19 protein-coding genes are annotated in these 21,179 nt (G+C 60.9%); 11 read left to right on the top strand and 8 right to left on the bottom strand.

Translation table 11 applies throughout. From position 1 onward, the window contains the following. Nucleotides 1–109: 109 nt before the first annotated feature. Complete coding sequence (locus Asbog_RS13860; RefSeq protein ID WP_035444349.1) at nt 110–1,195, bottom strand: CorA family divalent cation transporter; 1,086 nt, start codon at nt 1,193–1,195, stop codon at nt 110–112. A 209-nt stretch (nt 1,196–1,404) separates the two neighbouring features. Here Asbog_RS13860 and Asbog_RS13865 point away from each other — a divergent pair, with 209 nt between their 5' ends. From Asbog_RS13865 to Asbog_RS13875, 3 genes are all read left to right on the top strand, one after another. Next, on the top strand, nt 1,405–1,776 hold the full coding sequence (locus Asbog_RS13865; protein WP_062165551.1) for a hypothetical protein: 372 nt from the start codon (nt 1,405–1,407) through the stop codon (nt 1,774–1,776). Between the two features lie 147 nt (nt 1,777–1,923). Next, nucleotides 1,924–3,213 carry an adenosylhomocysteinase gene (gene ahcY / locus Asbog_RS13870; RefSeq protein WP_062165552.1) on the top strand — a complete coding sequence of 430 codons (1,290 nt, stop codon included), beginning with the start codon at nt 1,924–1,926 and terminating at the stop codon, nt 3,211–3,213. Nucleotides 3,214–3,350: 137 nt separating this feature from the next. Then, entirely contained in the window at nt 3,351–4,022 is a 672-nt protein-coding gene (locus Asbog_RS13875) for an SCO family protein (protein ID WP_062165553.1), read from the top strand. Here Asbog_RS13875 and Asbog_RS13880 read toward each other — a convergent pair. The 3 genes from Asbog_RS13880 to Asbog_RS13890 all read right to left on the bottom strand — a co-directional run bounded on the left by Asbog_RS13880 (nt 4,008) and on the right by Asbog_RS13890 (nt 8,268). Continuing rightward, nucleotides 4,008–5,369, bottom strand: coding sequence for a PepSY-associated TM helix domain-containing protein (locus tag Asbog_RS13880; RefSeq protein WP_062166073.1), 1,362 nt, complete (start codon nt 5,367–5,369; stop codon nt 4,008–4,010). The genes Asbog_RS13875 and Asbog_RS13880 overlap by 15 nt on opposite strands. A 9-nt stretch (nt 5,370–5,378) precedes the next feature. Beyond that, nucleotides 5,379–7,787 (bottom strand): TonB-dependent receptor family protein, encoded by a 2,409-nt coding sequence (locus Asbog_RS13885; protein WP_083510899.1) that lies wholly within the window; start codon nt 7,785–7,787, stop codon nt 5,379–5,381. Nucleotides 7,788–7,869: 82 nt separating this feature from the next. Next, nucleotides 7,870–8,268 carry a hypothetical protein gene (locus tag Asbog_RS13890; protein WP_062165554.1) on the bottom strand — a complete coding sequence of 133 codons (399 nt, stop codon included), beginning with the start codon at nt 8,266–8,268 and terminating at the stop codon, nt 7,870–7,872. A gap of 420 nt (nt 8,269–8,688) precedes the next feature. Here Asbog_RS13890 and Asbog_RS13895 point away from each other — a divergent pair, with 420 nt between their 5' ends. Together Asbog_RS13895 and Asbog_RS13900 are read left to right on the top strand one after the other, a co-directional pair. Then, nucleotides 8,689–9,921, top strand: coding sequence for a glycosyltransferase family 32 protein (locus tag Asbog_RS13895; RefSeq protein ID WP_231944597.1), 1,233 nt, complete (start codon nt 8,689–8,691; stop codon nt 9,919–9,921). 216 nt (nt 9,922–10,137) lie between these two features. Continuing rightward, nucleotides 10,138–12,177 carry a M1 family metallopeptidase gene (locus tag Asbog_RS13900; RefSeq protein ID WP_062165555.1) on the top strand — a complete coding sequence of 680 codons (2,040 nt, stop codon included), beginning with the start codon at nt 10,138–10,140 and terminating at the stop codon, nt 12,175–12,177. Nucleotides 12,178–12,293: 116 nt separating this feature from the next. Here the strand turns inward: Asbog_RS13900 and Asbog_RS13905 are convergent, their stop codons facing one another. From Asbog_RS13905 to Asbog_RS13920, 4 genes are all read right to left on the bottom strand, one after another. Then, nucleotides 12,294–12,530 (bottom strand): hypothetical protein, encoded by a 237-nt coding sequence (locus tag Asbog_RS13905; RefSeq protein WP_062165556.1) that lies wholly within the window; start codon nt 12,528–12,530, stop codon nt 12,294–12,296. A gap of 192 nt (nt 12,531–12,722) precedes the next feature. Then, entirely contained in the window at nt 12,723–13,892 is a 1,170-nt protein-coding gene (locus Asbog_RS13910; protein ID WP_062166078.1) for a GNAT family N-acetyltransferase, read from the bottom strand. Between the two features lie 184 nt (nt 13,893–14,076). Then, nucleotides 14,077–14,553 (bottom strand): RidA family protein, encoded by a 477-nt coding sequence (locus Asbog_RS13915; RefSeq protein WP_062165557.1) that lies wholly within the window; start codon nt 14,551–14,553, stop codon nt 14,077–14,079. Nucleotides 14,554–14,591: 38 nt separating this feature from the next. Then, complete coding sequence (locus Asbog_RS13920) at nt 14,592–16,142, bottom strand: TSCPD domain-containing protein (protein WP_062165558.1); 1,551 nt, start codon at nt 16,140–16,142, stop codon at nt 14,592–14,594. Between the two features lie 218 nt (nt 16,143–16,360). On the opposite strand from Asbog_RS13920, the gene mlaD reads away from it, so the two are divergent. The 6 genes from mlaD to Asbog_RS13950 all read left to right on the top strand — a co-directional run bounded on the left by mlaD (nt 16,361) and on the right by Asbog_RS13950 (nt 20,754). Further along, nucleotides 16,361–16,861, top strand: coding sequence for an outer membrane lipid asymmetry maintenance protein MlaD (gene mlaD / locus Asbog_RS13925; RefSeq protein ID WP_062165559.1), 501 nt, complete (start codon nt 16,361–16,363; stop codon nt 16,859–16,861). Then, a complete protein-coding gene (locus Asbog_RS13930) occupies nt 16,858–17,064 on the top strand; it encodes a hypothetical protein (RefSeq protein ID WP_062165560.1) in 207 nt (68 codons plus the stop codon). Before mlaD ends, Asbog_RS13930 begins: the two co-directional genes overlap by 4 nt. Before the next feature lie 10 nt (nt 17,065–17,074). Next, nucleotides 17,075–17,977 carry a DUF2155 domain-containing protein gene (locus tag Asbog_RS13935; RefSeq protein WP_171840714.1) on the top strand — a complete coding sequence of 301 codons (903 nt, stop codon included), beginning with the start codon at nt 17,075–17,077 and terminating at the stop codon, nt 17,975–17,977. Nucleotides 17,978–18,170: 193 nt separating this feature from the next. Further along, complete coding sequence (otsB, locus tag Asbog_RS13940) at nt 18,171–18,914, top strand: trehalose-phosphatase (RefSeq protein ID WP_062165562.1); 744 nt, start codon at nt 18,171–18,173, stop codon at nt 18,912–18,914. Then, nucleotides 18,914–20,257, top strand: coding sequence for an alpha,alpha-trehalose-phosphate synthase (UDP-forming) (locus Asbog_RS13945; protein ID WP_062165563.1), 1,344 nt, complete (start codon nt 18,914–18,916; stop codon nt 20,255–20,257). The genes otsB and Asbog_RS13945 overlap by 1 nt, the downstream gene beginning before the upstream one ends. Next, entirely contained in the window at nt 20,254–20,754 is a 501-nt protein-coding gene (locus tag Asbog_RS13950) for a disulfide bond formation protein B (protein ID WP_062165564.1), read from the top strand. The genes Asbog_RS13945 and Asbog_RS13950 overlap by 4 nt, the downstream gene beginning before the upstream one ends. Nucleotides 20,755–21,179: the final 425 nt, after the last annotated feature.

Below are 21,179 nucleotides of genomic sequence, written 5' to 3' on the forward strand. Positions count from 1 at the left end.
ATGGGGCGTCGCCCCACACCCCGCCAAAGGACGGTCGTCCTTTGGAAACCTGTCTGCGAGAGTAGGACGCAGTAGTAACGCCGTCTTTCAGAATTGCGCGGCGAGGCTATCAGAGCAGGCGGGCGAGTTTCAGGAACACCCAGGTCAGGATCATGGCGATAAAGCACACGGCTCCGGCTTCGAGCGTGCCATAGGCGCCGCCTGCGAGATACATCCCGCCTGTATTCATGCCAAAGAACCCGGTGACCAGCGTTGCCGGGAACATGAGGATGGTGGCCGCCGTCAGGATATAAAGACGCCTGTTGGTTTCTTCCGCCTGTGACGACCCGAGCTCGTCCTGCAACGAGCGGGCACGATCGAGAAGAGCGATCATGTCATCGAGCGCAGCGTGAACCTGACGCTCGGTACGGTCACGCAATTCGTCCTCGGCCCATTCGGGCAGTTCGAGATCCTCGTCGCGCAATACGCGATCGATAGGAGTAACCACACGACGCAATTCAGTGGCACGGCGTCGGCCCTTACCCACAATACCGCCAAGATGACCCAGATCGGTGCGGCGCTCGATCAGCAGCAGCGCGTCCTCGGCGCGGTCCAGCTCGTCATCCAGCTTGCCGATCTGGCGGCGCACACTGCCGGTAAACTCACGAAGGGCGCGGTCGATCACACCCGCAGGGCTGCGGGGAATGGAGTCCGCACGAAGGGTGCGAAAAGCCGCACCGAGCACGGGGATGGGGTTACGCCGCGTGGTGATGAGAAGATCGGGACGCATGGCAAAGCGCCAGGCGCAGATATCGCGGTCTTCCTCTGAAACGGCATCGTCGAACGCAGGCAAGGCCCCCCAGACAAGGCCGGGCATGGCTTCCAGCATGACGCCATATTCTGTCTCGGCCAGCATGGCACTGACATCCTCGGGCAGGCAGGGCAGGGTCGCCACATGCTGTCTGGCCGAGCTGTGCACCGTATCGAAATGGAGCCACGCCCAGCTTTCCGAGGGCTTGGGATAATTCGAAGGCGGCGTGCGGTCGTTGAGCAGGCTCTCGATTTCATGCGGCTCAAGCGGCGAGGGGTCCTCACCCGGCCGGGCCCTGACGGCCCATACCAGCCCGTTGGCAATGCCATGGGGCAGCGCGCCTGACGGCTTCATATCCTGGCCCGCCACAACGGAGAACGGCATCTGTGAGCGTGTGTTGGACATGCCATCCTCCATCCTGAGGAAATCTTTGTTCTGGGCGAACGCTGTTCGCTGTCTCGCATGGGTGAGGGGCCCAGGCAACCGCTTTCAAAGCTTAATGTAGCCGCAAGGAAACCGGAACGCCGCCGGTTTGTTACCAGTTCATCAAGATGTCCCGCAAAACGAACAATCAAGCCTGACATCGTTACCCCGTTTTTCGACAGGAGCCTGTCATGAAACACGTATTCAAAGCCGCTCTGGCCGTCTCTACCCTGCTTGCCGCCCCCGCTCTGAGCCCGGCCCCTGCTTTCGCGCAGGCCACCACGGCCACTGACAGCGAGCAGGCTCCTTCGGCCCAGAAGGCAGAAACGCTCAAGAACCAGTCGACCCAGATCCACAACCCGACCGAGCAAAACAAGACGTTCAAGAACCAGATGAACGAGCAGCCCGACCCCAAGGCACCGAGCGCGCCCACGGGTACGGCAGCGCCGACGGGTCAGACCTCGGAGAAAATGCCCATCTCATCGCCCCAGCATGAGAAGGCCTCCAAACACAAGCACAGCATGAAAAGCATGAAGATGTCAGACAAATCGGCCCAGCAGTAAGGTTTGTCCCCAACGGTCCTGCCGTGGGCGCATCAGCAAAAGGCGTCTGATCCTGAGCGGATCGGGCGCCTTTTTTCATGCGCGCTGGCCCAAAGCCGGAACTCGCTCTATACAAATGCCCCTCACCAGAGAAACAAGGGTTTCAGAATGACCGATTACAAGGTGCGCGACATCGCCCTGGCCGAATGGGGCCGCAAGGAAATCTCCATTGCCGAGGGCGAAATGCCCGGCCTGATGGCGCTCCGCGAGGAATACGGCGCCAGCCAGCCGCTCAAGGGCGCGCGCATTGCGGGCTGTCTGCACATGACCATCCAGACCGCCGTGCTGATCGAGACGCTGACGGCTCTGGGCGCAACCGTGCGCTGGTCGTCCTGCAACATCTTCTCGACCCAGGACCAGGCTGCTGCCGCCATCGCCGCGACCGGCGTGCCGGTTTTCGCCTGGAAGGGCCTGAGCGAGGAAGAATTCTGGTGGTGCATCGAGCAGACCATCAAGGGTCCTGATGGCTGGACACCGAACATGATTCTCGATGACGGCGGCGACCTGACCGTGCTCATGCACGACAAGTACCCCGAGATGCTGAACGACGTGCGCGGCCTGTCCGAAGAGACGACCACGGGCGTGCATCGCCTGTGGGAAATGGCGAAGAAGGGCACGCTGAAGGTTCCGGCCATCAACGTGAATGACAGCGTCACCAAGTCGAAATTCGACAATCTCTATGGCTGCCGCGAGAGCCTGGTGGACGCCATCCGCCGTGGCACCGACGTCATGATGGCGGGCAAGGTTGCCGTGGTTGCCGGCTATGGCGACGTAGGCAAGGGCTCGGCCGCCTCGCTGCGCAATGCAGGCTGCCGCGTGCTCGTGACCGAAGTCGATCCGATCTGCGCCCTTCAGGCCGCGATGGAAGGCTATGAGGTCGTGACGATGGAAGCCGCCGCACCGCGTGGCGATATCTTCGTGACCTGCACAGGCAATGTCGACATCATCACCGTCGAGCATATGCGCGAGATGAAGCACCGCGCCATCGTGTGCAATATCGGGCATTTCGACAGCGAAATTCAGGTCGAGGCCCTGCGTAACTACAAGTGGGACAACGTCAAGCCGCAGGTGGACGAGATCGAGTTCCCCGACGGCAAGCGCATCATCCTGCTGTCTGAAGGCCGCCTCGTGAACCTTGGCAATGCCACGGGTCACCCCTCCTTCGTGATGTCGGCGTCCTTCACCAACCAGACGCTTGCACAGATCGAACTCTGGACGGCCAAGCCAGGCCAGTACGACGTCAAGGTCTACACTCTGCCGAAGAAGCTGGACGAGAAGGTGGCTGCGCTGCATCTCGCAAAGGTCGGCGCCGAGCTGAGCAAGATGAGCGACAAGCAGGCCGATTACATCGGCGTGCCGGTTGCCGGTCCGTTCAAGCACGAAGAATACCGCTACTAAGAGGGTTACGCAGGGCTGAGCCCTGCAAATCACCGGAGGGCTGAGCCCTCTGGTTCCCCTCTTGCAGGGATGAAAGGGGCTTCGCCCCTTTCCGGGGAGCGGGGCAGAGCCCCGCCTCTTCCATCAGGGAGACGCGCATGACCCGAAAACGCTCAGCCCCCAGACCTGCCCGCTCAAAACAACCTGGCTCCCGGCGGGCGGCATTACGCCTCTGGGCCATGCCCACGCTGATCATTGCCGGACTGTTTGCCGGGGCCATCGGGTGGCAGGCCCTGACCGCCCATCGGCACACAACACAAATTGGCGGGCCCTATAGCCTGATCGACAGCGCCAATCACCCAACCACCCAGGCGCGTTTCGCCGGGCGTCAGACCCTCATCTATTTCGGCTATACACACTGCCTCGACGTCTGCCCGTTGACGCTCGCAACAGTGGCGCAGGCCTATACGCTGCTTCCGCCCGGAACACAGCGCCCCGTCCCGCTTTTCATCACACTCGATCCGGAGCGCGACCGCCCCGAGGATATCGGGGTCTATACGCGGCGCTTCTCACCCGAGATCATCGGCCTGACGGGCACAGCCGCCCAGATCGATGCTGTCGCCAAGGCCTTTCATGTGACGTCCCATGTGACCGTGGACCCCATGGCAGGCCATGACAGGGGCGATGACGGAATGGGGGATTACCGGATCGACCATTCCTCCGTGCTCTATCTGATGGATGGCCAGAATCACCTGCAGGCCATCCTGCCAGCTGATTCGAGCCCCGCCACGGTGGCCCATAATCTCGCGCCCTATCTAGCGAAGCGCTGAAAACCGCCTGCCCAGAAACCGCCCCGCCAATGCCAGCAGCAGCAACGAGGCCCCAAGCTCGGGTAGAAGAATTCCCATAACCCCCATGACCGCCAACGCACCCCAGCCAATGGGTCGCGGCGAACTCTGCGGGGCATCGAGATGGCCCGGCCGGCGGCGTCTGAGCCAGAGCATGAGCGCTGCCACCGAGGCAAGGGTGAGCAAGAGCGCGACAATGAGGTTCAGGAGCAGATTCAGGACCCCGAACAGATGCCCCTCGTGGAAGGCGACGCCATAGCCGATCAACCGGTCGGACAGCCTTTTATCGGCAAAACGGGTGACATGAGTGACCTCCCCTTGCGCTGTCACGCTGGCCTCGACCCGCTTCGGGCGGTTCTGGGCATCGGAGCGTATGTGCCATACGTCCTTGGCACTGGCTGGCGGGGTGATGAGGGTTGGCGCAGGGAAAGCAAGCTGGCGCGCCGTTTCATACACAGCGTCCAGCCCCGCCTGCGGCGACATGGGCTGAGGCGCGGTATCCATTGCCATGCCCGCCATTTCGGCGTCCGACATGCCAGGCATGGTGGCATGGCCTGAAAGGGTCGCCGCGATGGGTACCGCCCCGATCTCCCAGTCCTGAACGGCAATCAGCCTGCCGATACGGCTTTCGACCGCAGCAAAGGCCGAGCCCCAGACAAAGGACCAGGGCAGACCCGACACCAGAAACAGCACAAGAACGAGCGAGATCCACATCCCCCCGACAGCATGGAGGTCGCGCCAGAACAGACGACCTTTCGCGCCCAGCCTCGGCAGGATGGTACCGCCTGCACCCGCCCTACGCGGCCACCAGAGCAGGAGCCCGGTCACGATCAGAACCAGTGTCCAGGACGCGACCATTTCCATGATGACGGAACCCCAGTTGCCGATCAGTAATTGCCCGTGCAGCCGGAACACCAGCCGTTCAAAACGCGTCTGCTCGTCGCGCTGGGCCAGAACCCTGAGCGTGACAGGGTCGATATAGACACGCGCCACATCTGCCCCATGAGCCACTAGAACACGTGTGGCCTGAGTTTTGCGGAACGGCATCTCCAGTGCGAGGAAATGCCCTCCCGGCACGGCGGCCAGTGCGGCGTCACGCTGGGCGCTCACGGTCTGCGGCGATCCTTGCGTAACGGCATGATCGATATGGCGGTCGAGCCAGGTCTCGATCTGGGGTTTGAACAGATAGAGCGATCCGGTCACGCAGAGCATGATCACGAAGGGCAGGCAAAACAGCCCGGCGAAGAAATGCCAGCGCCAGAGCATGGCCCGATCGGGCCAGACCGGACGGGAATAAACAGAGCGAGGGGTGCGGGAATTCTGTGTCATGGTCATTCCTCAGAACCGTACCCTCACACCGCCAAAAAAGGCGCGTGGGCTACCCGCATAAATCGAGCCTGTCTTTGCAGCCAATACGGAGGCTCCAGCCTGCTGCCCATTGGCGAGAAGGCTGTCACTGATGGTCGTCGCCCCTGCGGCATAGACAGTATTGGCGACATTCTGCACCTCGACATAGCTGTGCAGACGATGCACCCAACCCAGCCTTGCGGGTGGGTCGTAATGCACCTCCAGATTGAGCAGACCATATCCGGGGACTTTGAGCAGATTGGCGTTGTCGATAAAAAAAGCGCTGCGCCATGTCACTTCGGCAAATCCGCCAAGCCCCTCAAAGGACCCTGAAGGCTGGTCATAGAGCACACGCCCATTCAGGAAATGCGGCATGACCCCGGGGATCAGATTCCCGTTGCGCGAAAAGCTGCGCGACAGCGTGCTGTTTGACAGGATCTCGGTGTAGTTCGTGTAGATCTGGTTGTCATAGGTATAGGACAGGCGCAGCTTCGCCCCCGGCAGGCTGTGCGGAAGGGCCTGCCATGTAGCGGCGAGTTCCACGCCACGATGCTGCGAGGCCGGCGCATTGAAGGTGTAGCTGCCTGCCTGGGTATTCACCCCAGCCGACTGGCTGACCAGTTCGTTTCTGTAGAATTCATAAAATCCGGTCGCCTGGATATCCACATCCGGCGACGGATGCCATGCCGTGCCCAGATCGATCCCGAGGCTGCTCTGGCTCTTGAGCTGGGTGTTGTTGCCATAATTGCCCTGCGGCGTGACGAAAAAGCTGGAATAGCCCGGCGTGGCATAGGCCGTGCCGAGCCGCGCATGCCAGGTCCAGGCCTTGTCGGGGGTGAAGACGACCGAGGCCTCAGGGGCAAGGTTGAAGAAGCGCCGGTTGGCCGTGATGTATTGCGCCCGCGTGGCGATGGCGCTGCGGCTGTAGACGGTCTGCACCGCTCCAATATCGGACTGCGTGCCACCAAGCCCGATCACCGCATGCCATCTGGGCGCAAACTGCCAGTCTTCCTCAAAACGCAGACCGATATTCCACTGATGGCCATAAGAGGTCGATGTCTCGCTGCCCCGCGTGGCCCCCGCCTGCGGCAACAGGGCATAAACCTGATAGCCGTAATCCATGTAGTCGAAATTCGCCCCGACAAAGCTGGTAAGGGGCGTTTTACCGAGCGTGTCATGACGGGTGAGATCCGTCTGGACATTGTAGGAGTTGAAAGGCCCCACAAAGGCTGTGGTCGAAGTCGGCTGCTCGACATGGCGCTGGTCATAGGTGAACTGGGTGCGCCAGACCATGCGCGGCGTGAAATCGTGCTCCCATCGCAGCCCAACGATACTGCGCCTATCGAAGCGCCCTAGAGCGGCCTGTTGCGGTGTCACGGCGGTCTGTGCGCCATAGGCGCCGTTGCGGTAGAGCGAAACCGTGCCGCATCCGGCAGCGGCCCCGGAAGCCGTAGCGCATCCCCGCTGATAGGGATTGAGTCGATACTGGTTCAGCGACAGCCGCAGCGGCAGGAACGCATCGGTCACGTTATTGATGAATTTCAGAACAAGACGGTCGCTGGGGGAGAGCGATACACGCATGCGCATGTTCTCGGTCGAGGTTGCATACTGGCTGTTGGCAATAAATCCGTCGCTGCGCACATCGCTGGCAAAAAGCATGAAGTCATAGACACGATTGCCTGCGCCCAGCGTCACGTAATTGTTGAACATGCCAAAGCTGCCGAAATCCGAGCCAAGTTCGAGCCCGTGGATCGACGCGCCGCTGCGCGTGCGGAAATTGATTGCGCCATTGATGGCGTAGTTTCCGTAAAGCGTGGAGGCCGGCCCCTGAAACACATCGACCCCCTCATAGGCATGAGGATCGATCAGATCGGCACGCGCCGTGCCATCGGGCTGGGTGACGGGAAATCCGTCCTCAGACACTTGCAGGTTGCGCAGCCCGTAGGATTGACGGGCGCCTGACCCGCGGATGGAGACCACGGTATCACGCGGGCCGTTCCCCTGAAGGAAGCTCGCCCCCGGCACCGTCACCAGCATGTCCGCCACGTTCTGGGCCACATGACTGGCAAAATCCTTGCGCTCGGCGCTGTAGGTGGTTTGGCCCACAGGCGAGAGGGTGACAGGCCCGCGCGCCTGTCCCCTGACGAGGATGGACTCAGGCGCGGGTCTTGTTTCCCCATGCGCGGTCGGATTCACAGATCGGGGGGCTGCCAGCCGGTCAGGTCTGTGGGGCGACCCGGCTGAAGGGGTATGTGCGGACGGGGCGCGCACCGGATGATGCGCCGGCCATTCCGGGTTGGTAGCCGGAACGGTGGACGCGAAAGAGGGTGCACAGCCCCATGCAAACAGGGCCGGAACTGTGCTGCCGCAGAGCAGGACAGCGCGATGAATAAGGGACATTGACCATAAACCTGACAGGGGACGGGGGTCATGAGTCATCGGGCGCGGAACAGCGCCTCGGGGCATCATGAGTCGAAAGGGGTCAGGTGATGGAGGGGGGCCCCTGGGCCGAGCGGGTCACAAACCCGTCGCAGGGTGGCCCGCGTACCGGTGGGAAGCACCAGAAGCAACGGAACAAGCCCGGTCCAGCCAGAACAGAAGCAAGGACAAGCGCAGTCAGGAGGGGCGCATGGGACTCCATCGCGCTGACAAGACAGGCCGTGTCATCGGCACACACGGTGTCGTGATGCTTTCCAGCAGAACTGGCGGGCGCGGTGCTGTCGCACAAGACCTCCAGCGCGCTCAACATACCCTGAGGGTCGTCCGATGAGAGCGTGAAGGCCGGGACTGGTGATCCGGCGACAAGACGCATTGCGACGGCAAACAGGCTCAGAAGCCAGAAAACTGCCCTTACCCTGTTGTTTTGCCGCGCAGATGCCATGACTTCTCTCACTAGGCGATCAGTCGGGCTTTGCCCACTGCCTTGATGTTGCGCCGACCATAGGCGCTTGCAGAATTGCCGAGCGACGGGCTTAAAAGCCACATGGATGCCCACGTCTTGCGGGGGCAAAGACAAAGAGCAATAATATACTGATAATGAACATGAAACATCGTGTCTTTATTTGGCCTTTACAAGATAAGGATATATCAGGCCAATTAACCATTCGCAGGCGGTCTCATATCGAGAAGGCTGGTGTTCATTTCCCAATATTTCAGCATCATTGTTAAACACATATATTATAAAGATAGAAATAAATTGATAATATGTTCCATTACTGTCGAAATCTATGAATGGACATATGGATACAGATGTGAGATAGGTCGCTGAAGCATTTGTCACAGAAGCGGGAATTCAAGGGCAATGGACAGCAAGAATCCGGGATCAGACCCTGCATCGGCCGATATCGACGCTTGGGATGAACTCAGGTCCGAGGAGACCCCTGTGGCCGAAGCCGAAATGCACAGCGCCCCTACACCAGCCACGCTGGCAGGGTTGGACGCACTGACCGATGAGGACTTCGCTCATGACGGGCAGGCCATCGGTTTCTACCACCAGAATGGCTGCAAGACCGTCATGCATGCCTTCACCCTGGCCAATATCCTGCATACGAGCTTTCGCGTGCAGGAAGCGTCGCGCTTCTATCGTGTGGCGTTCGATATGCATTCCAAAAGCCATGGTGAATATCCTCTGGCCCAGTCGCTGCTTCAGGCGCGACTGCTCTGCCTGCTGAAATCCGGCAGCGATCTGCCCGCCCATGAAGTGGCCGAACTGCGCGCCCTGTGCATTCCCCATGCCAATTTCATCGAGAGTGTCTACAAGGCCTGGCGCGAAGGCGACCCCACAGGGGCCATGCGTCTAACGGCCAATGCCTTCGAGGAATTCCATACAGGTGAGGAAATCGACTCCCTGTATCTGGGCTTCGCGCTTCAGGCGAACTTCCCCTTTGCCAAAGGATGCGCCGATCATCGCGTCATCCCGAACAAGCTTTTCCTCTACTGGGACAAGAACCCACCCGAGGAGATTCAGCGCAATTTCGAGTTCCATCGCCAGATTTCCGGGCTCGACGTCAAGATTTTCGACAAGCCAGAGGCCGAACAGTGGCTCTATGACGTCTATGGTGTCGAGGCCCGTTCGCTTTTCCTCGGTGCGCGTCATCCGGCGGAAGCAGCCGATATCCTGCGCGTCCATGTCATTCAGGCACTCGGCGGCTGGTGGCTCGATGCCGACATCCGCATCCGTGACGAGCAGGCCCTGCAATTCATGCTGGACCGCCACGAGCAGAACGTCCTGTTCCTGACACATAACAACGTTGTTCATAACGATTTCTTCGGCGCCGTGGCCCAGAGCCCGCTGCTGAACGAGGCCCTGCTGAACATCTACCGCAACTGCTATCTCCATCCTGGCCTGTTCATCGCCTACAAGACCGGTCCGGGCGTGTTCAACCGTGCGCTGAACCGCCTGATCCATCGCGACGTATCGGGTCTCGCGCCTCTGGCACCGACCAGCGTGCATGACCACCATGTGTTCAGCCGCCTGATCGAGGAATTCGACACCCCCTACAAGCACCACACCCCGCACTGGCAGGCAGTCTGATCTGACTCCTGAGGGGCGCTTTCACTGGCTGTATGGCGGTACCCACCTCTGGTACTGACATATAGTTTGAGAAAGCGCCCTTTCTGTATCTGATGCGCCAAGAACCCATACGGCATTACTGGCTGCACAAGGCCAGATAAAACCATCTTGTCTAATGAGATCGGAAGTGAAACGATTGGAGGAACAGGTATCCCCAGTCAACAAGGTCTCTTTCCGATGCGCTTGCTTATCCCTCTTATTGGCGTGGCGTCCTGTCTGGGCACCGCGCTGGCGGCGCGACCTGCGCCAAGCCAGTCCATGCCCCTCTCCATGCGACCTGTCTTCGATACGCTGGTCCTGCCCGATGCTCCGGGCTTGTGGAACCGTACCGGCTCCGGTCATCCCGGTCCCGGCTACTGGCAGAACCGCGCCGATTATCGCATCGACTCACGCATCGATACGGCCAGCCGGACCCTGAGCGGCGCGGAAACCATCACCTATACGAATAACAGCCCCGATGCCCTTGACGTGTTGTGGCTGCAACTCGACCAGAACATGTATCGCAAGGATTCCCGCTCATGGGTGGCCTATCCGGACTGGCATCCTGCCAGCTCGGACGGCTTCGTGATCGAGCATGTTGCCATTGAGGAAAACGGCCATGAGAAGCCGGTCTCCTTTCGTATTTCAGACACACGCATGCAGATCACCCTGCCTGCCCCTCTTGCCGCGGGCGGAAAGCAGCTCAGGCTGCATGTCACGTGGCATCACACCATTCCCGGCCTGTGGGGCGGTCGCACTGCCGTCACCCCGGTCAAGGACGGGAAGATTTACGAGATTGCCCAATGGTATCCGCGCATGAGCGTTTATGACGATCTGCGCGGCTGGGACACGCTTCCTTATCTGGGGCAGGAATTCTATCTGGAATACGGCACCATCGACTACGCCGTGACCGTGCCGTGGAATTTTACGGTTGTCGGCTCAGGCGCACTCACCAACCCGCAGGATGTGCTGACCCCGACAGAGCGGGCGCGTCTGGCTGAAGCCGCCAAATGCGACAAGCGCGTTCTCATCCGCACGGCACAGGATGTGCTCGACCCTGCCAGCCACCTCGCCCGCTCGGGCGAGAAAACCTGGCGCTTTCATATGGAAAACACGCGCGACGTGGCCTTTGCGGCCTCGCCTGTTTTCATCTGGGACGCTGCCAGACTCGACCTGCCTGCCCTGCCCGCAGCCAAAGGCCAGAAACCGCAGCCGCGTCTGGCCATGTCCGTCTATCCACGCGAAGGCGCAGGGCCGCAGGCATGGGACCGCTCGACGGAATATGTCAAACACGCGATCGAATATTTCTCGTCGCAATGGTACCCCTACCCCTGGCCCAACGCCGTCAATCTTGGCGGCCATGGCGCGGGAATGGAATATCCGGGCATCGTGTTCGATGGCTGGCAGGACAGGAACGACGTGCTGTTCTGGATCACCACGCATGAGCTGGGCCACGGCTGGTTCCCGATGATCGTCGGCAGCAATGAGCGCCGCCATGCCTTCATGGATGAGGGGTTCAATACCTTCATCGACGCCTATGCTTCGCAGCATTTCAACCACGGTGAATACGCACCCAAGAAAGACCCGGAATTCGCCCCTGAAACAGGTGACCCGGCGAAGGACATCGTGCCGGTGCTCACCGCCACCGATGCGCCAACCCTGATGATGCCCTCTGAACTCGTGCCAGAGAAATACCGCCACAAGGTGACCTATTTCAAAGGTGCCTACGGGCTGATGCTGCTTCGGGAAAAAATCCTCGGACCAGAGCGCTTCGATGAGGCGTTCAGGGCCTATATCCGGGCCTGGGCCTTCAAACACCCTACGCCGTCGGATTTCTTCCGCTTCATGTCCAGCGCAGCGGGGGAGGATCTGACCTGGTTCTGGCGCGGCTGGTATTTTGAGAACTGGTGGCCGCAATACCGTCTGGATGGCATGACCACCCAGCCCGCAAAGGAAGGGCAACCCGGCAGCATCGCCATTGGCGTGCGCAATGAGGGCAAGCTTCTTCTGCCTGTGCTGCTGCGTGTAACCTGGCAGGATGGGTCGCATCAGGAGCGTCTCATCCCGACAGAGGCCTGGGCGCTTCATGACCGGCTGAGCCTCAGCTTTCCCGATCACGGTGCAGTCAAGACGATTGCGCTCGACCCTGATCAGGGTCTGCCCATTCCCGATCGCAGCGGCCTGAGCCTGTCACCCCAGACAACGACAACCGCCCCGCAGGAACCCGCTCACCCCTGACATCCCTGTCCCTGAATACAGACTGCCGATTTTCGGCAGGCCAATGCGAAAGTCAGGGACGGGAATTCATCATTCTGGCAGGGCCGATCGTCCCGGTACCTGCCAGAATAACGCGTTCAGATAGCGAGGCCTTCCGTGCGCTCGCTCCAGTGGGTCGAGCCACCCGTGGCGGATGCCTCGCTGCGCTCAGCACTGTCGAAACCGAAAAACATCTGAGCCTCGGCCCAGACGAGCGAGGATTGGGCCATATGGCCGTGGGGTGCGGCACCCTGTGGGCCGTGGCCCCGGCTGCCATGGCTTTGCGCCAGCAAGCGGGCAAGATCGGCGGCGCCGGTCGAAAGATATCTGATCATTCAGTCTGACCCTTGCGACTGCGCCCCCGACCGGAGCATTTCCCCCAGCCAGACAAAGGCGCATGGAAAAAACGGCCCGAAGGATTGTCGTCACGGGGGTTCTCTCCCGGGATTTCGATCCGCCGGAGGGGCATGGGAAAAACCGCATTACCCCGGAAACAGGGTCAGTCTATATGATAGTGAGAGTCGTTCTCAACAACTATTTTCATGGCGATAGGGCGAAAGAGCGGCGAGTGCGTCCTTCTCTTCGAGAATGGCCCGTCTCTCCTCGGCAAGATAGGGCCGCACAGCCCGCGCCAGAGCCGGATCTCGGATAAAGTGGGATGAATAGGTCAGGCTCGGCAGGTAGCCACGCTGGATCTTGTGCTCACCCTGCGCCCCTGCCTCGACACGAGACAGGCCATGCGTGATGGCAAAATCAATGGCACGGTAATAACACAGCTCGAAATGCAGGAAGGGCCACTCGCCCTCGCATCCCCAGTTGCGCCCATAGAGCGTATCGCGCCCTGCCAGATTCAACGCTGCTGCCACGGGCTCGCCCTCGTGCAGGGCCTGCATCAGCACGATTTTCTCACCCAGACGCTCTGACAGACCCGAAAAGAAAGCGCGGGTCAGATAGGCCTGTCCCCATTTGCGGTCGATAGTCGCCTGATAGAACCCGTAGAACCGATCCCAGTCGCGGCCGGTGATTTCCGGCCCGCGCAAGGTGCGAAATTCCAGCCCGCATCCCTGTGCATCACGCCGCTCACGACGGATCGCCTTGCGTTTGCGCGAGGCCAGGGCGTCGAGAAACTGCTCGAAATCCTGATAACCATTGTTATGCCAGTGATATTGCAGGCCCAGCCGCTCCATCCAGCCATGTGAGGCCAGAGCCTCCTGCTCCTGACCGGTGCAGAATGTCATGTGAATGGAGGACAGACCCAGCTCCTGACAGGCCTGACGCAGCGCATCGCCAAAGACCCCGCGTACTGTCCCTTCCGTCAGGTGATCATGGGTCAGCCGGACTGGATCGATGAGCAGACGCGGCCCGCTGACAGGAGAAAACGGGACGGCGATCTGAAGCTTGGGATAATAATCGCCCCCGGCCTGCTCATAAGCGCGCGCCCAGCTCTGGTCGAAAACATATTCGCCGTTGGAGTGACCCTTGAGAAACAGGGGGGCTACGGCAACCAGCGCCTCGCCGTTCCTGAGCGCCGCATAACGCGGCAGCCACCCTGTTCTGACCCCGACAGAGCCACTTTCCTCAAGCGTCAGGAAGAAACCGTGGGACAGAAAGGGGTTATCGTCCCCGGCACAGCGATCCCAGAGAGCGGCGTCAATTTCGGCAATGGACGCATGAAGCGTCAGGGACCAGTCTGTCATGGGCAGCATGTGGTCCGGGCCTGAAGGCAAAACAACCTTGCCCGGCATCTTCAGGCTGCAAAACGTGGTGTTGCGCTTCCTGCGCGCCTGTCAGGGGTGATTGACCAGCGCAGGGCAGTCCGGAAAAGCGCTGTCAGGCGCGGCAGCAGAAATGCCACGCCCACAGGGCTTTTTTGGGGGGTGATCAGGCGATTTCGATCAGCGCCTCAACCTCGACCGGCGCATCCAGCGGCAGGGAGGGTACGCCGATGGTGGAACGGGCATGGCGCCCGGCGTCACCGAACACGGCAACCGCCAGATCGGAGGCGCCATTCATGACGGTGGCGTGCTGCGTGAAATCAGGCGTGCAGGCAATGAACCCACCAAGACGCACAATGCGCTTTACGCGGGCCAGATCGCCCAGTTCGGCCTGCACCTGTGCGAGAATGTTGAGAAAGCAGAGTTCGGCACATTCACGCCCCAGCTCGGCCGCAACATCCTCACCCAGCTTGCCCGTGGCCTTGAGCGTACCGCCTGAAAGCGGCAGTTGCCCGGAAACGACCAAAAGTGAGCCCGTGCGTGCCACAGGCACATAGGTTGCCACCGGGGCTGCGGCCTTGGGCAGTTCAAGCCCAAGAGCGGCCAAACGGGCGGTGGGGGTTTCGTGAGGAGTCTGTGACATCGGCTTGTCTCCTTGCAGAGGGGCTGAGAGGACCTCCCTCAGCTGACCAGTCGCAGCCTGCCACGCTCACGCGGCGGAAGATCACCCGGAATATCGAGCGGCAACATCGGATCCTCCTCGATCACGTGAGGATCTTCGGGTGCGCTGTCGGGCAGACGCTTGCCCAGATAACTATCTGACAACGCCCTGAAGGCATAATCAAGCAGCGATGAGGCATAAGCCGCCACAGGATCGCCCTCGACCGTACCGGCAGGCCCGAAGCGCGTATGGGCAAACTGCTCAACATACGCCGCCAGCGGAGCACCGTGCTGAAGGCCGATGGTCACAGCCTGTCCGACGCTTTCAAGCAGGCCACGCACCATCGCGCTCTCACGACCGGGCGTAAGCGAGATCTCGCCTAGCGAGCCATCCTCATATTCACCCGTCCGCAGATAGAGCCGATGCCCGCCAATCGCACTGCGCTGCGTGAACCCGCCGTGACGTGCCGGCAGGGGGCGACGCACACCGCGCTCCAGACGCGCACGCAAAGGCAGGGGCGACGCCGGATCGGGGCGTGCAGGCATACGATCGACAAACCCGGTCAGGGCGCGATGCATCAGCAGATGGGCATCGGGTCCGGGCTGGGGCAGGGGGTTTTCGCCCAGTACCGCACGGGCGAACGCGCCTTCCAGCGTCAACCCGCGATGAGCCAGCCGTGACAGGGCACTTGCACGCAGCGTTCCATCGGCACGCAACGGTGAGAAGATGGGAGCCAGCCCGCATGCCTCGACACCCAACAGGGCATCGACAGGGCCGGGCTGGGAAAAGCCGGTCTCGATCAGCACCCTGTTGGGCAGATCGGGCAGCGTGTCCTCCATCTCGTCGCGTATCTGGCGCCCTGTAACTTCAAGTCCCGGGATCGGGCAGGAGACGGGAGGCAGCGGCACCGGCCCTGCACCCTGACGCGCAAGGGAAGTGGCAAGCCAGCACAGATAGCAGGCGGCATCACGCCCGGTCTCACTGTCATAATCGAGCCCCATAAGGGCGAGACAGCTATCCAGATTGGTCAGAAGCAGCGTCCCTGCGGGGCCACCCTGAGCCTCCTGCTCGGGTGTCGCGGCGGCAGGACCATCGAAAAGCGGCAATTCACCGTTGAGCATGGGGCCATTGACCGCATGGAGGCGGCGCAGGGCGCTACAGGCCAGGCGAATGAGCGTGACAAAGGCCTCGCCGTTGAAATCACCCTCCTGAACAAAAGCCGCCAGATTGACTACGAACCCGCTGCGACGATCGACCTGCCCCTGCCAGAGTGGCGCCATCGGCGCCATCTGTCGTTCCAGCAACGCGGCTGCCAGCGCAGCGCCAAGACCGGCACTGCCGACTGAATCACCCGGCAGCGCAGGCAGGCTGGTCAGCCGGTCGAGCCAGCGTGCGGCCTCGCTCGAAAGGCGCAGGGCGCCAGTCGATGCCGAAAGCTGCAAAAGCGCTATCGCCGCTTCGTCTTCCCAGCTTGCAGGAAGGGTTACGGCGCGCAGGGCGAGATCGTCCGGATCGGCAGCGACATGCGTTGTGCGCATACGCACCCCGTTCCAATGGAGAAGCGTTGTCATACCCTTGAATCTAGGCATCGACTCGGGCCGGGAAAAGGGTGTTTCGGCACCGCCCACAGGGGATAATGGTCCGCAAAATGGGGATATGGTGGATAACATTCCCGCCCCCTGCCAGGGCAGGGTGATGGACGCTTGCGAGCGAAGCCTGTAGGACTGGCAGGGTTGTCTTTCAACAGCGCACCCTTTCTGGGGTCCAAGCCTGCGAGTTGCCAAATCCCATGAGTTCACTGTCTGGCGTGCGCCCCCGTCGCGATCTTCTCGAACTGACGACCGGTTTCGTGGTTCTTGCGATCCTGGCGGCCCTGCTTGCCCTTGCCGTTCTGGGCCGTCATCAGGGTGGCAGCGACGGCTATACGCTCAAGGCCGTTTTCAACCAGATCGATGGCCTTTCGGTCGGGTCGGATGTCCGTCTGGCCGGCATCACGGTGGGCCATGTCACCTCCGAGCAGGTCGATCCGAAAAGCTATCGTGCGCAGGTCAGCTTCACGGTACGCAATGGCATCAATCTGCCAACCGACAGCGCCGCCATCGTGACGTCTGACAGCCTGCTTGGAGGGAAGTATATTGCTCTCTCCCCTGGCGGCGATGAAAAGAACCTGACACCCGGCTCCGTCGTAGGGCAGACCCAGGGGGCCATCAGCCTCGAACAGCTTCTGAGCAAGTTCATTTTCTCGGTGACGGACTCGCTCGACAAGAGCCGCAAGGCCGCCACCCCATGAGCGAGGCGACGCCCTGGACCGACCGCAACGGCACCCCGATTGCCTGCGTGGAGAAACTCAAGGTCCTGCGTGAAAACGACACCGAGCTGCGCCAGACGCTGCAGGACGTGTTCGAGGATGCCCTGCTGATGGGTGTCGCCCCCGATGTCATGCGCCGCCATCTGGCTGGCATGATCGACGCGCTGGAAGAACTCAATCCATGAAATGCGCCCTATGAAACGCACCGGGATACACGCTCTTGTCCAGACACAGGGCCACAAGCGCGTCCTGCGTTTGTCCAACCTTGCGCCTCTGGCTGTCATTGCCCTGATGACTGCCCCTTCCATGCCCGCTCTGGCGGCGGAAGCCGTCGCGCCTCCGGTGATGTATCCGGCTGGTTTGTGGCAAGGTCGCGGTGAAGCCGTGATCCGCGTTCTCAACCGGACCGACTCCCATATCGAGACAATGACCATTCCGGTTGGCGGGCAGGCGCAATATCGCAGCCTGCATCTTGGCGTCACGCGCTGCGTCGAACGCCCCGAAACCCTGCCGAGCAATGCGGCAGCCCTCATCACCACCAGTGACGACACGGACCCCGGTGCCCATTACACGGGCTGGATTCTGGCGCAGGAACCTTCACTCGGCACCTATAAGAGCGCGCTCTACGGCATTTCAGTGGTTGCATGCTCCGGCCCGAAGGCCGACCCCACACTCGCCCCCCTGCCGCAGCCGGTCGTGCCTGTTCTGGGCGCGAATACGCCTGATAGTGCCCAGAGCCAGCCGGGCGATCTGAACGATCCGTCGCAGGGTTCCGCCGCGTTGCCTGTGCGCTCCGGCACACTTCCGGCAAATGGTGGCAACCCGGCCAGTGGCGCTTCGGCCGGGCCGACCCGCCTTACGCCGCTCGGTGACCCTGCAAACAGCTCACGCCCCATGGGAGGGGCTTACAGTCAGCCCACCCGCAACGAGACGAGCCAGGGACAATCGCTCCCTCGCCCCCCCAAGTCTCCTTCGTCCAGCGCCGATCAGGGTGGTCCCATGCAACTGGCGCCCCTTTCAGGCGGGCCGGTATCAAACGGCACGCCATCGAATGGCAGTGGCCAACCCCTTCCGCCTCCCCAGCCCTACGGACAGTAACGTCACGGGCCTGCCCATCGACGGCGTGGCACCCGGTCGCCATGCCGTCCGACAGGACCGATCCAGTGTCGCGGATCGGGTGCAAAGCAACAAAATGACATGACGACCATATTCTGATCAGATTTGGGGCTGATAACGCAGCTGTGCCTGTATTTCGGTGCAACCGCGTATCAATGAGGAAGTTATCAAACCCATGACAACCCCCTCTCCCACGGCGACTCCGTCATCTGGCCCAATCGCGCCCTCTGCGGATCACGCAGCCTTTCTGCTCGATTTCGACGGGACTTTGGTCGATATTGCCCCCACACCGGCTTCTGTTCGGGTCGAGCCCGGCCTGATCGAGACGCTGCTGCGCCTCAGAGACCGTTGCGGCGGTGCGCTTGCCATCGTTAGCGGGCGTCCGATCGAACAGATCGACCATTTTCTGCCCGGTATCCCGACCGCTGTTGCAGGCGAGCATGGGCTTACCCTGCGCCGCAGCCTCGATGGACAGGAAGAACCTGTTGTCACAACGCCCCTGCCCCCGGAATGGCAAAGCCGTGCCGAAGCCCTGACAGGGCGTTTCCCCAATACGGCGCTCGAACGCAAGAAGGCGGGGCTCGTGCTGCATTATCGCGGCAATCCCGACGCTGGCAGCCTTTTCGAGCAGGAAATCATCGCATGGCTGGCGGGTCAGGATGATTTTGAAATCCATCCGTCCAAGATGGCCTGGGAAATCCGCCTCGCCGGTATTCACAAGGGCAATGCCGTCGAGGCTCTGATGGCGCAGCCTCCTTTCGCCGGACGCGTGCCGGTTTTTGTCGGAGACGATGTGACTGACATGGACGGCGTTCGGGCCGCCAAGGCCCTTGGCGGGTTCGGTTATCTCATTCCTGATGACTTCCCGACCGCCCATGAATTCAGGGCATGGCTTGCCCGTTATGTGGAGACTGCCTGATGGGTCGCCTCGTCGTTGTTTCCAATCGTGTCCCTGCCCCGCGTGAACGCAGCCAGCCTGCAGGTGGTCTGGCTGTGGGCGTACGCGATGCCGTGCGTGGCACGGAGAGCCTCTGGTTTGGCTGGTCAGGCCGCCACACCACGCAATCCCGCGAGCAGACGGCCAAGCTCGACACCCATGAGAGCTGCACCTATGCCACGATCGATCTGACGCGCAGCGAGTACGAGCATTTCTACGAGAAATTCTCCAACGGGCTGCTTTGGCCGCTCTGCCACTATCGTATCGGGATCATCGACTACAAACGGATCGATTATCAGGTCTATCGCGAGGTCAATGCCCTCTTTGCCGATCAGCTCGTTCCGCTCTTGCGCGAGGACGATACGCTCTGGGTCCATGACTACCATCTCTTCCCGCTGGGCGCGAAGCTGCGTCGGCGTGGCATAAAGGCCAAGATCGGCTTTTTCCTGCATATCCCATTCCCGCCCTGGAGCGTGACACGCGTGCTTCCCTGCGCTGAGGAAATGCTGCGTGAGATGGCTGCCTATGACCTCATCGGTGTGCAGACCGAGGAAGATGCCCGCAACATGAACGGGTGCTTCGAAGCCAATAATCTGCCCAACCGCGCCGTTCATTTCCCGATTGGCATCGACCCGGTCGAATTCAACGAGCAGGCCGAACAGAATGTCATGGCCGAGGAGGTTCAGCGCCTCCAGGCGTCCCTTCGTGGCCGCAAGCTCATCCTTGGCGTGGATCGCCTCGACTACTCCAAGGGGATCCCGGAGCGCATCCACGGCTACGAGACTTTTCTCAACCGCTACCCCGAGCATAAGGGTGAGACGGTCCTTCTGCAGATCACACCCGTCTCACGCGCCGGTGTTGCCAGCTATCGTGCGCTGCGTCGTGAGCTTGATGAGATGGCAGGGCATATCAATGCCATGCATGGTAACTTCGACTGGTCACCCATTCGCTACCTCACCCAATCTGTCCCGCGCGAGGTTCTGGCCGGATTCCACCGCATTGCCGATGTGGCACTTGTCACCCCGTTGCGCGATGGCATGAATCTCGTGGCCAAGGAATTTGTCGCAGCGCAGAGCGCCGATGATCCGGGCGCCCTCATCCTGTCATCGCTCGCCGGTGCTGCGCCCGAAATGGAGCAGGCCCTTATGGTGAACCCGTATGATCACGAGGGCATTGCCGATGCGATCCATGCCGGGATCACAATGAGTCTTGAAGAGCGGCAAAGACGCTGGCAGGCTCTACATTACGACGTCACCCAGAATACCGCAGCAAACTGGGCCGATCGTTTTCTTGAAATGCTCAGAGAGACCGAAAGACAGGAATGATTGCTCGACTGACCGGTGGATTACTGTTTTTCGCCGGTATGGCCGCAATTGGCGTCGCCTGGTGGGCCGAGCACGTGCTCGGCTATGCCCCGTGCGAGCTTTGCCTTATCGAGCGTGCGCCGTGGCGCATCGTCGCCTTTCTTGGCGTTCTGGCCCTGCTCATCCCGGGTATGGTCGGGTTCTGGGCCACGGTCCTGAGTCTGCCAGCCCTCGCTGCAGCCGTCATGCTGGCCGGGCTCCATAATGGTGTTGAGCAAAAATGGTGGGAAAGCCCGCTCCCTGCCTGTCACGCACCCGTATTTCATGCAGGTGCCAGCTTTCGCGAGCGTATGGCCAGTATGCCTCTTCGCCCCGCCAAACCCTGCGATGACCCGACCTATCTCTTTCATCTGCCTGTTTCGATGACGGTCCTTGGCGGTATTGCTGCCGCGCTGCTTTTCATCCTTGTCAGCTATAGCGTCGTGCTTCAGGCCCGGCGCTGGCACGCGGCACGATGAACCGGTAGCGGTTTCCGCCTGAGACGCCCAATCCCCGTCGGAACGGATAGAGGCTGGCAGGGCTCGGGAGATTGTCCGGTTCCGAGGCCACGCAAGAAGAGCGCCAACCTCTGTCCGCAGCGGGTCCTGCGCCTGCAATCCCCGCCCTGATCATCGGAGCTAAGGCATCTGGCACCTCGCCGTCTATGTTCGCTATCCTGAGAATTTTCATCCTAGGCGGGTGAGAATCTTATTTTCCAATCGCGGTAGCAAGAATAATGGGTGTTTTTCACCATATTATGATTCATGCCGCCATTAGGTAATAATTTGTCGCACACAAATCGGCATAACAACAAAAAAATTCCGGAATAACGCCCGTAAATCGAGTTTGGCACGATGCTTGCAAGAGAGAAATCAGACCATCAGGCAAAGGGCCTGAGGCACAT

Origin of the sequence: Asaia bogorensis NBRC 16594, from assembly GCF_001547995.1 — a bacterium.
GTDB lineage: Bacteria > Pseudomonadota > Alphaproteobacteria > Acetobacterales > Acetobacteraceae > Asaia > Asaia bogorensis.